This window comes from Streptomyces sp. So13.3 (assembly GCF_005860785.2).
Classification (GTDB): domain Bacteria; phylum Actinomycetota; class Actinomycetes; order Streptomycetales; family Streptomycetaceae; genus Actinacidiphila; species Actinacidiphila fildesensis.
Window position 1 is genome coordinate 5,966,590 of the sequence record NZ_CP048835.1, and the last position, 13,088, is coordinate 5,979,677.

At 70.4% G+C, this 13,088-nt stretch carries 13 protein-coding genes; 6 read left to right on the forward strand and 7 right to left on the reverse strand.

The window, feature by feature from the left end; genetic code table 11:
- Window positions 1-73 precede the first annotated feature (73 nt).
- Window positions 74-1,597 (forward strand): ricin-type beta-trefoil lectin domain protein, encoded by a 1,524-nt coding sequence (locus tag C8250_RS27045; RefSeq protein WP_232484660.1) that lies wholly within the window; start codon window positions 74-76, stop codon window positions 1,595-1,597.
- Between the two features lie 83 nt (window positions 1,598-1,680).
- Here C8250_RS27045 and C8250_RS27050 read toward each other — a convergent pair whose 3' ends face one another.
- Window positions 1,681-3,324, reverse strand: a complete 1,644-nt coding sequence (locus tag C8250_RS27050; RefSeq protein WP_138358597.1) for a fumarate hydratase — start codon at window positions 3,322-3,324, stop codon at window positions 1,681-1,683.
- Window positions 3,325-3,513: 189 nt separating this feature from the next.
- Here C8250_RS27050 and C8250_RS27055 point away from each other — a divergent pair, with 189 nt between their 5' ends.
- Both C8250_RS27055 and C8250_RS27060 read left to right on the forward strand, forming a co-directional pair.
- Window positions 3,514-4,137: a DUF1707 domain-containing protein gene (locus C8250_RS27055; RefSeq protein WP_138358627.1), complete on the forward strand. Its 624-nt coding sequence runs from the start codon at window positions 3,514-3,516 to the stop codon at window positions 4,135-4,137.
- 351 nt (window positions 4,138-4,488) lie between these two features.
- A complete protein-coding gene (locus C8250_RS27060; RefSeq protein WP_138358599.1) occupies window positions 4,489-4,839 on the forward strand; it encodes a WhiB family transcriptional regulator in 351 nt (116 codons plus the stop codon).
- A 157-nt stretch (window positions 4,840-4,996) separates the two neighbouring features.
- Here C8250_RS27060 and glpX read toward each other — a convergent pair whose 3' ends face one another.
- The gene (glpX, locus tag C8250_RS27065) at window positions 4,997-6,028 is read right to left on the reverse strand and encodes a class II fructose-bisphosphatase (protein WP_138358601.1); all 1,032 of its coding nucleotides are present in this window, start codon (window positions 6,026-6,028) and stop codon (window positions 4,997-4,999) included.
- A gap of 212 nt (window positions 6,029-6,240) precedes the next feature.
- Here glpX and C8250_RS27070 point away from each other — a divergent pair, with 212 nt between their 5' ends.
- On the forward strand, window positions 6,241-6,768 hold the full coding sequence (locus C8250_RS27070; protein WP_244809380.1) for a DUF4245 domain-containing protein: 528 nt from the start codon (window positions 6,241-6,243) through the stop codon (window positions 6,766-6,768).
- 130 nt (window positions 6,769-6,898) lie between these two features.
- Here the strand turns inward: C8250_RS27070 and C8250_RS27075 are convergent, their stop codons facing one another.
- From C8250_RS27075 to C8250_RS27090, 4 genes are all read right to left on the reverse strand, one after another.
- Window positions 6,899-7,495: a malonic semialdehyde reductase gene (locus C8250_RS27075; RefSeq protein ID WP_138358605.1), complete on the reverse strand. Its 597-nt coding sequence runs from the start codon at window positions 7,493-7,495 to the stop codon at window positions 6,899-6,901.
- A gap of 164 nt (window positions 7,496-7,659) precedes the next feature.
- Complete coding sequence (locus C8250_RS27080) at window positions 7,660-7,881, reverse strand: exodeoxyribonuclease VII small subunit (protein WP_138358607.1); 222 nt, start codon at window positions 7,879-7,881, stop codon at window positions 7,660-7,662.
- A gap of 9 nt (window positions 7,882-7,890) precedes the next feature.
- Window positions 7,891-9,117 (reverse strand): exodeoxyribonuclease VII large subunit, encoded by a 1,227-nt coding sequence (gene xseA / locus C8250_RS27085; RefSeq protein WP_138358609.1) that lies wholly within the window; start codon window positions 9,115-9,117, stop codon window positions 7,891-7,893.
- 89 nt (window positions 9,118-9,206) lie between these two features.
- Window positions 9,207-10,589, reverse strand: coding sequence for an APC family permease (locus tag C8250_RS27090; RefSeq protein WP_138358611.1), 1,383 nt, complete (start codon window positions 10,587-10,589; stop codon window positions 9,207-9,209).
- A gap of 112 nt (window positions 10,590-10,701) precedes the next feature.
- Here C8250_RS27090 and C8250_RS27095 point away from each other — a divergent pair, with 112 nt between their 5' ends.
- Entirely contained in the window at window positions 10,702-11,697 is a 996-nt protein-coding gene (locus C8250_RS27095; RefSeq protein WP_138358613.1) for a 4-hydroxy-3-methylbut-2-enyl diphosphate reductase, read from the forward strand.
- 58 nt (window positions 11,698-11,755) lie between these two features.
- A complete protein-coding gene (locus C8250_RS27100) occupies window positions 11,756-12,493 on the forward strand; it encodes a polyphosphate--glucose phosphotransferase (protein ID WP_138358615.1) in 738 nt (245 codons plus the stop codon).
- Here C8250_RS27100 and C8250_RS27105 read toward each other — a convergent pair.
- Window positions 12,414-13,049, reverse strand: a complete 636-nt coding sequence (locus tag C8250_RS27105; protein WP_232484659.1) for a DUF6542 domain-containing protein — start codon at window positions 13,047-13,049, stop codon at window positions 12,414-12,416. The genes C8250_RS27100 and C8250_RS27105 overlap by 80 nt on opposite strands.
- Window positions 13,050-13,088: the final 39 nt, after the last annotated feature.

The following is a 13,088-nucleotide window of genomic DNA, read 5'->3' on the forward strand; positions in this document are numbered from 1 at the left end:
GTACTACTTCCAAGTAACACCCATCAGTAGGACAGTGCCGTAGCCCATTTCATTCCTGTGGAAGGAGCGACGTATGCGCATGTCGAGAAAGAGACGTTGTCGTGCCGCCGGGACGGTACTGGCCGTCCTCGCGACCGTCCTCGCGGGCGGTGCCGGTCTGACCACCACGGCCTCCGCGGCCCCGCAGAACAGCACCGTCAAGCCGCTCTCCGCCGACCTCGAGCAGGTCCGCGCCGCCGAGGCGACGGCGCTGTACGGGAGTCCGGCGATCCGGCCGATGGCCGACCGCAAGACCGGGCTGATCTCGCTGGGGGACAGCGAGATCTCCGGCGAGGGCGTCGGCACCTACGAGGCGGGCACGGACGGCCCCACGAACTGGTGCCACCGCTCCCCGGACTCCGCGATCCACCGCACCGGCATCCCGGCCGACGAGACGTACAACGTCGCCTGCTCGGGCGCGTACACCGGCAACATCAGGATCGGCGGCAGCAAGCAGTACGCGGACGAGCTGGTGCAGAGCGACAGCCTCGCCATCAAGGCCCGCAACACGAAGATCAAGATGGTGGTGCTGGTCGCGGGGGCCAATGACGACCTGCAGTTCGGACCGGTCATCACCGACTGCGTGGAGCGCTGGTTCCTGCTCCAGGGCAGCTGCGACTCCAAGTACGCGCCCGGCTGGCAGGCCCGCGTCGACGGACTGGTGCCCAAGGTCGAGGGGACCGTGCAGGACCTGCGGACGGTCATGCGCGACGCCGGCTACGCGGACGCCGACTACAAGCTCGTGGTGATGGGCTACCCCAGCCCGATGAGCCCCGACATCTACGACAACCCCGGCTTCCCCGGCAAGATCCCGGGCGGCTGCACCGGCTACGACACGGACCTCGCCTGGGGCCGCAACTCCGCGGTGCCCGCCTTCGAGCTCGGCATGCGCCAGGCCGCCGAGGCCACCGGGGCGGTGTACCTCGACAACTCCCGGCTCTTCCACGGGCATGAGGCGTGCACGGACAACACCTGGGCGCGCGGCCTGGTCGTGAACATCACCAACCCGTTCCCGCCCGACGCCAACTCCGTACGCCAGTCCTTCCACCCGAACGCCCGCGGCCACGGCGCCTTCGCGTCGTGCCTGACCCAGCTCTACAACTCCGGCTACCAGGAAGCCGGTTGCGCCGACCCGGCCAGCACCGGCACTCCGGTGCTCCACCAGGGCGCCTGGGACGACGCGTTCAAGCCGGTCACCAACGCGGCCACCGGCCAGTGCATGGACGCCAACGGCGGCTCGTCGCGCAACAACACCGCGCTGCTCGGCTGGAGCTGCCACGGGGGCCGCAACCAGTCCTTCGCGTACGACACCCAGTACCAGTCGCTGCACATCGCGCTCAGCCAGGACCGGTGCATGGACGTGCCGGCCTCGAACTACAGTGCCGGGACCGGCCTCATCCTGTGGGACTGCCACGGCGGCACCAACCAGCGGTTCACCATGACGGCGGGCACCATCCGCCCGGTGGCGGCCACCGGCCTGTGCGTGACCCAGAGCGCCGCGAGTTCGCCGCTGAAACTGGCGGCTTGCGACGGCTCCGCGAGCCAGCGCTTCGCGTAACGGCTCGCGACGGAACACGAACGGGCCCCGCCGATGGAGCGCCGGGGCCCGTTCGTGCTGCTGTTGTTCCCAGGGTCGGAGGATCAGCCCCGGCGGCCGATCGAGAGCACCGGGCCCGACGGGTCGGTGAAGAAGTCGTTGCCCTTGTCGTCGACGACGATGAACGCGGGGAAGTCCTCCACCTCGATCTTCCAGACCGCTTCCATGCCCAGCTCCGCGTACTCCAGGACGTCGACCTTCTTGATGCAGTCCTGGGCGAGCCGCGCGGCCGGGCCGCCGATCGAGCCGAGGTAGAAGCCGCCGTGCGCCTTGCACGCGTCGGTCACCTGCTTCGAGCGGTTGCCCTTGGCCAGCATGACGAACGAACCGCCGGCCGCCTGGAACTGCTCGACGTACGCGTCCATCCGGCCCGCCGTGGTCGGGCCGAACGAGCCGGACGCGAAGCCCTCGGGGGTCTTGGCCGGGCCCGCGTAGTAGACGGGGTGGTCGTGCAGGTACTGCGGCATGGACTCGCCCGCGTCCAGCCGCTCCTTGATCTTGGCGTGCGCGATGTCACGGGCCACGACGAGCGTGCCGGACAGCGACAGCCGGGTCTTGACCGGGTACTTGGACAGCTCGGCGCGGATGTCCGCCATCGGCCGGTTCAGATCGACGCGCACGACGTCGTCGTCCAGGTGCTCGTCCGTGGTCTCCGGGAGGAAGCGCGCCGGGTCGGTCTCCAGCTGCTCCAGGAAGACGCCCTCGGCGGTGATCTTCGCGACGGCCTGCCGGTCGGCCGAGCAGGACACCGCGATGGCGACGGGCAGCGACGCGCCGTGCCGGGGCAGCCGCACCACGCGCACGTCGTGGCAGAAGTACTTGCCGCCGAACTGCGCGCCGATGCCGATCTTCTGCGTCAGCTCGAAGACCTTCTCCTCCAGGCCCTTGTCCCGGAAGCCGTGCCCGTCCGGCGAGCCCTCGCCCGGCAGCTCGTCCAGGTAGTGCGCGGACGCGTACTTGGCGGTCTTCAGCGCGAACTCGGCGCTGGTGCCGCCGACCACGATCGCCAGGTGGTACGGCGGGCAGGCCGCCGTACCGAGCGAGCGGATCTTCTCCTCCAGGAACTTCATCATGGAGGCCTCGTTGAGGACCGCCTTCGTCTCCTGGTAGAGGAACGACTTGTTGGCGCTGCCGCCGCCCTTCGCCATGAACAGGAACTTGTACGCGCCGCCGTCGGTCGCGTACAGCTCGATCTGGGCCGGCAGGTTCGAGCCGGTGTTCTTCTCGTCCCACATGGTCAGCGGGGCCATCTGCGAGTACCGCAGGTTGAGCTTGGTGTACGCGTCGTAGATGCCGTGCGACAGCGCCGCCTCGTCACCGCCGGAGGTCAGCACGTTCTGGCCGCGCTTGCCCATCACGATCGCGGTGCCGGTGTCCTGGCACATCGGGAGCACGCCGGCCGCCGCGATGTTCGCGTTCTTCAGCAGGTCCAGCGCGACGAAGCGGTCGTTCGGCGATGCCTCGGGGTCGTCGAGGATCCGCCGCAGCTGGGTGAGGTGGGCCGGCCGCAGGTAGTGCGAGATGTCGTGCATCGCCTCGGCGGCGAGCGTGCGCAGCGCCTCCGGCTCGACCTTGAGGAAGGTGCGCCCGTCCGCCTCGAAGGTGCTCACACCCTCGGAGGTGATCAGCCGGTACGGCGTCGTGTCCTCGCCGAGCGGGAGGAGATCCGTATAGGAGAACTCGGGCATTTTGGGGGGCTTCCTCACTCGGCTGCGTCATTCGGCTGCGTCGACGAACGGTGTCCAGCGTAGAGCCCGCCGGCCGCTCGATCGGTGTGAGGTGAGGCTCACCCGCACTAGTCGCGATCTATCGCGTTTGTGTACGGTGGGCGGGTGGATGAATCGCAGCTCCAGAAGAAGTCGCAGCAGCCGGTGTCGATGCACAAGCCGACCACCGAAGCGGAGCTGCGCGCGTCCGATGCCGACCGTGACCGCATTTCCGACATTCTCCGCGATGCGCTGGCCGAGGGCCGGTTGAGCGCGGAGGAGCACTCGGAACGCCTCGACCATGTCTATGCCGCCAAGACGCTGGGCGAGCTGGAGCCGCTGGTGCGGGACCTGCCGGCGACCCGGGAGGGCGGGCCGCGGCCGCTCGCGCCGCTGGCCGATCCGTCGTCGCCCGTCGTGGCCGAGAATCTCGTCGCGGTCTTCGGCGGCGCCGCCCGCAAGGGGCGCTGGCTCGTCGGCCGGCGCACCAACGCCTTCGCCTGCTTCGGCGGTGTGGAGATCGATCTGACCGAGGCCGTCTTCCAGCATCAGCAGATCGTCATCCATGCCACCGCGATCTTCGGAGGCGTCGAAGTACGCGTCCCGGAGAACGTCACTCTGCGTGGCAGCGGGACCGGGATCTTCGGTGGTTTCGAGGTCAGGACGTACGAGGCCCCGGATCCGAACGCACCGGTCGTCATCGTCACCGGCACCGCCATCTTCGGCGGCGTCGAGGCGAAGGCGAAGCGCGGGAAGCGCCTCAAGGAATGGATCAACAAGCGCCTCGACGGGTAGGGATGGGGCTGTCGCACTCCCGCATCATGCCGCGCGTTCACGCCATGCATGGTGCGGGTTTACGCCCCGCGCAAGCTGGCTGGTTTTGGCCACTGGCCAGTGTTCATCAGGGGTGTTGTTCGGTGGTCCGGATCGGACGATCGCCCATGCGCGCCCCAGTCGGACAGATGTTCGACTGAGAGGCCCTGGCGGCGAACACGGTCCGCATGAACACGCGCACAGCGGGTAGGGCTCCGACCACGTCACCCGCCTGGTTCCTCCCCGTTGCGACCCCCTGGAACAGCACGCGTGGAGCTCACCCGCGGTGACGGGCAAGGGTGACAAACGCCGAGCCGTCGTCAGGAGTATCCCGTGCTTCAACCGATCGAGCCCGTCAAGGACACTGCCCTCCCGCCGAGTCACCCACGGGATCTGGCAGGCCCATGGCACTCGGAGGCGGCGTGCCGCAGTGATGAGGCGGGATTGTTCTTCGCCCCGTCCAAAGAGCCGACAGCGGCGCGGCTGTCCCGTGAGGAGAACGCGAAGCGGGTGTGCGCCCGCTGCCCGGTGATGCTGGAATGCCGGGAACACGCACTGCGGCAGCCAGAGCCGTACGGCGTGTGGGGTGGTCTGACCGCCGCCGAACGCCGGGTCGTACTCGCCCGCAGGCGCCGCCGCGAGGCGGAACTGCCGCGGACGGACCGGATCGCCGCCGCAGGCTGAACAGGCGAACGGGCCGGGTCCGCCGCGTCAGTCGGCGGGCCCGGCCCGTACGTTTTCCCTGCCGCCCTCGCGCCTGCCCAGGGCGCTCAGCGGCGGTTCAGCGAGTGCTCGGCGCGTGCCGGGTGCCGGCCGCGCGCTCGAGCGGATGCGCCAGGTCTCAGCGCGCGCGGTCGAAGTCGATCGCGCTGTACGCGCGCAGCTTCGACAGCCGGTGCGTGGAGGAGATCTGCCGGATCGTGCCGGACTTGGAGCGCACCACCAGTGATTCGGTGGTGGCGGTCTCGGCGCGGTAGCGGACGCCCTGGAGCAGCTCGCCGTCCGTGATGCCGGTCGCGACGAAGAACACGTTCTCCCCGCTGACCAGGTCGTTGGTGTGCAGCACGCGGTCCAGGTCGTGGCCCGCGTCGAGTGCCCGCTGCCGCTCGGCGTCGTCCTTCGGCCACAGCCGGCCCTGGATCGTGCCGCCGAGGCACTTGATCGCACAGGCGGCGATGATGCCTTCCGGCGTGCCGCCGATGCCCATCAGCATGTCCACGCCGGTGCCGTCGCGTACGGCCATGATGGCGCCCGCGACATCGCCGTCCGCGATGAACTTGATCCGTGCGCCGGTCTCCCGGATCTCCTTGACCAGCCCGTCGTGGCGCGGCCGGTCGAGGATCATGACGGTGACGTCCTCGGGCGCGCTGTGCTTCGCCTTGGCGACCCGGCGGATGTTCACCGCGGCGGGCGCCATGATGTCGACGTAGTCGGCGGCCTCGGGGCCGGTGACCAGCTTGTCCATGTAGAAGACGGCCGACGGGTCGAACATCGTGCCGCGGTCGGCCACGGCGAGCACGGCCACCGCGTTGGACATGCCCTTGGCGGTGAGGGTCGTCCCGTCGACGGGGTCCACGGCGACGTCGCACTCCGCACCGGTGCCGTCGCCGATCCGCTCGCCGTTGTAGAGCATGGGGGCGTCGTCCTTCTCGCCCTCACCGATGACGACGACGCCGTTCATCGAGACGGTGGAGACGAGCGTCCGCATCGCCTTCACCGCGGCGCCGTCCGCGCCGTTCTTGTCACCACGGCCGACCCAGCGACCGGCGGCCATGGCGGCCGCCTCCGTCACCCGGACGAGTTCCAGGGCAAGGTTGCGATCAGGGGCCTCGGGACTCACTTCGAGCTGGGGCGGCAAATGCTGTTCGGTCATCACAGCGCACCTTTCTGTACGAGGACGGCCGGAAAAGAGGGTGCTGTGACCTTATCGGGTCATCGCGAATATGAGCAGGGCGCACGTCACATGAGCGGCGCCCCCACGGGCCTGGTCGGCGTGTCCCGGGCCGGGCCCGCGCGGTGCGCCCCGGCGTCCCGGCGGCCGACCCCCGGGCCGGAGCGCCACCCGGCATGGGGGACCATAGGAGCGTGGCAAACAAGCGTGGCAATCAGACGGTGCGGGACCTGGTCCTGTCGATGGTGGTGCTCGGCGTCGTCGTCGCGTTCATCTACATCTTCATCCCGCACGACACCAACGCGGACCCGGTCAAGCCGATCGGCTTCCAGACCGAGCTGAGCCAGGCGCGGCGCGACGCGCCCTTCCCGGTGGCCGCGCCCGAGGGGCTCGGCCAGGACTGGCGCGCTACGACGGTGACGTACGACGCCAAGGACGCCAAGGCCGTCGAATGGCACCTGGGCTTCGTCGATCCGCAGAACGAGTACGCGGCCGTGGAGCAGGGCAACGGCCCGGCGGCGAAGTTCATCGCGGACAAGAGCAAGCGCGCGGTGCGGGACGGGAACCGTACGGTCACCGTCGCCGGGGTGGCGTGGGACCGGTACAAGGGCCCGAAGTACAACGCGCTGGTGCGGGTGGAGAAGGGTGTCACCACGATGATCACCGGCACCGCCCCCGACGAGCAGCTCGCCGAACTGGCGGCCGCGCTCAAGGCGTCCTGACCCGTTGCCGCGCCGACCCGCTGGCGCGCCGACCCGCTGGCGCACAGGCCCGCGAAACTCACCCTGTCCGGACGCACGAACGCCGGGCGGCCCGTGACGGGCGCCCGGCGTTCGGGAGTGTGCGGGGAGATCAGACGGTCGTGACGACCTCGTCGTAGGCCAGACGGGGGCTGCGGGTCGGGAACCAGGAGTCGGTGCCGGGCTTGCCGATGTTCACCACGGCGAGGACCGAGTGCTCACCGTCGGGGAAGAACTCCTTGTCGATGCCCGCGGCGTCGAAGCCGGTCATCGGGCCGGCGGCCAGGCCGGCGGCGCGGATGCCCAGGATGAAGTAGCCGGCCTGCAGCGAACCGTTGAGGGTGGCGGCCTGCTCGCGCACGGAACGCTCGGAGAAGAAGAGGTCCTTCGCCTGCGGGAAGTGCGGGAACTGGGTCGGCAGCTCCTCGTGGAACTCGTTGTCCGCGGCGAGGATCGCGACCAGCGGGGCGGCGGAGGTCTTCGGCTGGTTGCCCTCGGCCATGTGCTTCACGAGGCGCTCGCGGCCCTCGGCGGAACGCACCAGGACGATACGCAGCGGCTGCTGGTTGAACGCGGTCGGCGCGTACTTGACCAGGTCGTAGATCGCCTGGATCTGCTCGTCGGTCACGGGCTCGTCGGTGAAGGTGTTGGCCGTGCGGGCCTCACGGAAGAGCAGGTCCTGGGCGGAGGCGTCGAGTACGAGAGACATGGGAACCTCTTACGGAATCGTGGCAATTTGCGCCGATCGGGCACGTCGCGAACACTCTCATCAACCTGTGTGAAAGTTCAACGATTCCTGGGTCCGGGGTGACGCTCGTCACATCCATGCCGGTTCGACCGTCGCTCGAGCCGTCAAGTGACCGCCCCGCCACGTCACTCGGCGGCGGACTCCTCGTCCGGCGCCTCGGCGAGCGCCGCGTCCAGCCGGGCCCGCGCGCCCTCCAGCCAGCGCCGGCACACCCGCGCGAGTTCCTCGCCGCGCTCCCAGAGCGCCAGCGACTCCTCCAGCGTCGAGCCGCCGGCCTCCAACCGCCGTACGACATCGACGAGCTCGTCCCGCGCCTGCTCGTATCCCAGCGTGTCCTGTTCTGCCATGGTCACAGCCTAGGCCGGAGGTACGACAGTGCCGGTGACCTTCACCAGGAACGCACCGCCGGAGACCCGGGCGCGCAACTCCTCGTCCGCCGCCACCTCGTCGGGGCCGCGCACCACGGAACCGTCCTCGCGCTGCAGCACCGCGTAGCCGCGCTGCAGGGTCGCGGCGGGGGAGAGGGCCACCACCCGCGCCCGGGTGTGCTCCAGCTCGTCGTCGGCCCGGTCCAGCAGATGCCGCAGCGTCCGGCGGCTGCGGTCCAGCAGCGCGTCGACCTGCTCCTCGCGGTGCTCGACCATCGTGTGCGGCCGGGCCATCGACGGCCGGCTGAGCGCCGCGTCCAGACCGCGCTGCTCACGGTCGAGCAGACCGGTCACGACGCGCAGCGCCCGCAGCCCCAGATGCTCCACCCGGGTCAGTTCCTCGCCCACGTCCGGGACCACCCGCTTCGCCGCGTCCGTCGGGGTGGACGCCCGCAGGTCCGCCACCAGGTCCAGCAGCGGGGAGTCCGGCTCGTGCCCGATCGCCGACACGACCGGGGTGACGCACGCGGCCACCGCCCGCACCAGCTGCTCGTCGGAGAACGGCAGCAGGTCCTCCACGCTGCCGCCGCCGCGCGCCACGATGATCACGTCGACCTCGGCATGCGCGTCCAGCTCGCGCACCGCCTCCACCACCCGGGGCACCGCCTGCGCGCCCTGCACCGGCACGTTGCGCACCTCGAAGCGGACGGCGGGCCAGCGCAGCCGCGCGTTCTCCAGCACATCGCGCTCCGCCGCCGAGGCGCGGCCGGTCACCAGCCCGATGCACTGCGGAAGGAAGGGCAGCGGGCGCTTGCGGTCCAGCGCGAACAGACCCTCAGCCGCCAGCGCCTTCTTCAGCTGCTCCAGCCGGGCCAGCAGCTCCCCGACGCCGACCGGCCGGATCTCCGTCGCGCGCAGCGACAGCTGCCCGCGCGGGCCGTACCACTCGGGCTTGGCGAACAGCACGACACGGGCGCCCTCGCCGACCACGTCGGCGATCTGGTCGAACACCGCCCGGAAGCACGTCACCGAGATGGACACATCGTGCGACGGGTCGCGCAGCGTCAGGAACACCACGCCCGCACCCGGGCGCCGCGACAGCTGGGTGATCTGCCCCTCCACCCAGACGGCGCCGAGCCGGTCCACCCACCCGCCGATCAGCCGTGACACTTCGCCGACGGGGATCGGCGTATCCGCCGACGTACTCAGAGCCATGTGCCGAGCGTATCGGCCGCCGCCGACAGCGGGATTGCCTTCCGGCCGCGCTGTGGGCCGTGCTGTGTACGGCGACACGAAGGTGACGGTTATCGCTCCGCCGCGGTCCGCCGCCGGGAGAGCTGGGCGGCCAGCACGATCAGTCCCGCGGCCAGCCAGACGGCCCCGACGACCTGGGCCGATCCTGCGGCTTCGACGATCACGGCGATGGTGATGGCGAGGCCGAGCAGCGGTACGACGATGTGGCGCAGCACGCTGGGCGGCCCCCCCTGGCGGCGGACGGCGAACCAGCCGACGACCGACAGGTGCAGCAGCGAGAAGGCGGTGAGCGCGCCGATGTCGACGACGGAGACCAACCGGTCCAGGCCGTCGTCGCGGCGGGCCGCCCAGACCGCGGCGACCAGGGTGACGACCGCCGCGAACAGCAGCGCCCGCCGGGGCACCCCGCTGCCCGCGTCGATCTTGGACAGCGGTCCCGGCAGCCGCCGGTCGCGGGCCATCGCGAAGAGCAGCCGGCCCGCCGCTGCCTGCCCGGCGAGCGCCGCGAAGGCCGCGCCGATGGCCTTGCTGACGGCGACGAGGTCGTGCAGCCAGCCGCCGACGGCCGCGTCCACGGTGTCGTAGAAGGCGGACCCCTGCCCGGCCGGCTTCGCGGCCAGCTCGGCAGCGGACATCGGAGCGAGCAGCGCCGCCAGATACGTCTGCACGATGAACAACACACCCGCCATGACGAGGCAGAACAGCACGGCCCGCGCGACCTTCGCCGAGCCGCCCGCCGCCTCCTCGGCGAAGGAGGCGATGGCGTCGAAGCCCAGATAGGACAGCACCGCGACGGACACGGCGCCCAGCACCGCGCCCAGGGAGAACGCGCCCTGGCCGGAGAAGGGCGAGGCCCAGCCGCGCTGCGCCCCGTCCGTGCCGAGGACGACGACCGCGGACACCACGAAGATCAGCAGCACCACGATCTCCAGGGCGAGCACGAGGAAGCCGACCGCCGCCGCGGCCCGCACCCCCCACAGGTTGAGCCCGGTCGTCACCACGACCGCGATCGTCGTCCACACCCACTGCGACACCGACGGCACCAGCGCGTGCAGCGCGATCCCGGAGAAGAGATAGGCCACCGCGGGGATCAGCAGATAGTCGAGCATCGCCATCCAGCCGGCGATGAAGCCGGGCCCCTCACCGAGCCCGGCCCGCGCGTAAGCGAAGACCGAACCGGCCTGCGGGACGACCCGCACCATCTGCGCGTAGCTGAACGCGGTGAACGCCATCGCGACCGTCGCGAACACATAGACCAGCGCGACCGCCCCGTGCGATCTGGCGTCCAGCGCGCCGAACACGCCGACGGGTGCCATGGGGGCGATGAAGAGCATCCCGTAGACCACGAGGTCGCGGAAGCCGAGGTTGCGCCGCAGGGTGCCTTCGGCGGCGCGGGCCGTGTCGTCCGGGGGAGCGGGGGTCGGTGCGCTCATGCCCCTCAGCTTGCGCGAAGGGTGCCGTGCCCACGAACGGAGCGGAGCCGGGCGGACACGTCCCCCGGCGCCGCCGGGCGGCCTTCTTCGGACCGGACGGCTGCCCCGTACCATGGCTGACATGACTGCTACGACTGCCCGACGCGTCCTGCTCGCAGCCCCCCGCGGATACTGCGCAGGCGTGGACCGCGCCGTGATCACCGTCGAGAAGGCACTGGAGCAGTACGGAGCGCCGATCTATGTGCGCAAGGAGATCGTGCACAACAAGTACGTGGTGCAGACCCTGCAGAAGAAGGGCGCGATCTTCGTCGACGAGACGGAGGAGGTGCCCGAGAACGCCATCGTGATCTTCTCGGCGCACGGCGTCGCCCCCGTCGTCCACGAGGAGGCCGCGCAGCGCAGCCTGGCCTCGATCGACGCGACCTGCCCCCTGGTCACCAAGGTGCACAAGGAAGCCGTCCGGTTCGCGAACGAGGACTACGACATCCTGCTGATCGGCCATGAGGGCCATGAAGAGGTCGTCGGCACCATGGGCGAGGCCCCGGAGCGCATGACGCTCGTCGACGGCCCCGCCGACGTGGCGAACGTCGAGGTCCGCGACGAGAGCAAGGTCGTCTGGCTCTCCCAGACCACGCTCTCCGTCGACGAGACGATGGAGACCGTCGACGCCCTCAAGGAGCGTTTCCCCAACCTGATCAGCCCCCCGAGCGACGACATCTGCTACGCCACGCAGAACCGCCAGGTCGCGGTGAAGCAGATCGGCGCGGAGGCGGAGCTGGTCATCGTCGTCGGCTCCAAGAACTCGTCGAACTCCGTTCGGCTGGTCGAGGTCGCCCTGCAGGCCGGTTCCAAGGCCTCGTACCTGGTGGACTTCGCCGACGAGTGCGACGAGGCGTGGCTGGAGGGCGTGACCACGGTCGGCGTCACCTCGGGCGCCTCCGTCCCGGAGATCCTCGTCGAAGGTGTGCTGGACTGGCTGGCCGAGCGCGGCTTCGGCGATGTGGAGATCCTCCGGTCGGCGGAAGAGAGCATCGTTTTCTCGCTGCCGAAGGAATTGCGGCGTGACCTGCGTGCGGAGACCGCCCCCGGGGCATCTGCCCAGGGGTGAGCCGAACGGCTCACGTGCCGAGGGGTGAGCCGAACGGTTCACGCTTAGCGTGGAGGTCATGAACGTGTTCGGCGTGGACATCGGTGGCACAGGCATCAAGGGCGCTCCGGTCGATCTGGAGCGCGGCGATCTGGCGGAAGTGCGCTGCAAGGTGTCGACCCCGCATCCGGCCACCCCGGACGCCGTGCTCGACGGCGTCCAGCAGGTCGTGGAGCATTTCGGCTGGTCGGGGCCGGTCGGCGTGACCTTCCCCGGGGTCGTGGTGGACGGGGTGACCCGGACCGCGGCCAATGTCGACTCCGACTGGATCGGCAAGGACGCCCGCGCCCTGATCTCGGAGCGGCTGGGCATGCCGGTGGCCGTCCTGAACGACGCGGACGCGGCCGGCATGGCCGAGATGACCTTCGGCGCCGGCCGGGGCCGCGGCGGGACGGTGATCCTGCTGACGCTGGGCACCGGCATCGGCAGCGCGGTCTTCGTCGACGGGCACCTGCTGCCCAACACCGAGCTGGGCCATCTGGAGCTGCACGGCCATGACGCGGAGAAGCGCGCGTCGGTCAAGGCCCGCGAGGAGGACGACCTCAGCTGGGAGCACTGGGCGCACCGGCTGACGAAGTACCTCGCCCATGTGGAGATGCTGTTCTCGCCCGAACTGTTCGTGATCGGCGGCGGGGTGAGCCGCAAGGCGGAGAAGTTCCTGCCGCTGATCGAGGGGATCAGCGCCGAGATCGTCCCTGCTGGTCTGCAGAACAACGCGGGGATCGTCGGAGCCGCCATGAACGCTGCAAAGCTCTGACGCCGACGATGCCGGCGGCCAGCAGCGTGCCGGTGTAGAGCCAGCCGGTCAGCAGGGCCAGACCGGTGAACATGCCCAGCAGATGGCCGACGAAGCCGCCGCCGTTGTCGTCACCGGTCAGCGCGATGGCGGTGGCGAACGCGATGGGGGCGGCGATCGGCGCCGCCACCAGGTCGTACGGCCGGACGTACAGCCCCGCCGTGACGCACACCGCGATGAACACCAGCCCGAAGAAGACCCCGGGCCCGTCGAAGAGCAGGGCGTCCAGCGCACCGCCGGTCACCGTGACCACGACGGTCAGCAGCCCCGTCCCCAGCCCGGTGAGCTTCGGCTGGGCCTGTGGCAGTCGCACCACCCTGGCGAGCGCCGTGATCGTGGGCGCGAGCGAGGCCAGCGGCCCGCGACGTGCCGACCGGTAGACCACCGAACCCCCCACCGTGCCCGTGGGGCGGGCCGGCCTGGGCAGCCGGGGCCTGCCCTGGGCGTCTCTGCTGCCGTTCCCGGTGTCGTTTTTGGTGCCGTTCCTGGTGCCGGTGCGCGCACTGTGTTGCTCCACCCACTCAAAGTAGGCGGATGACCCCGGTCATACCCTGGC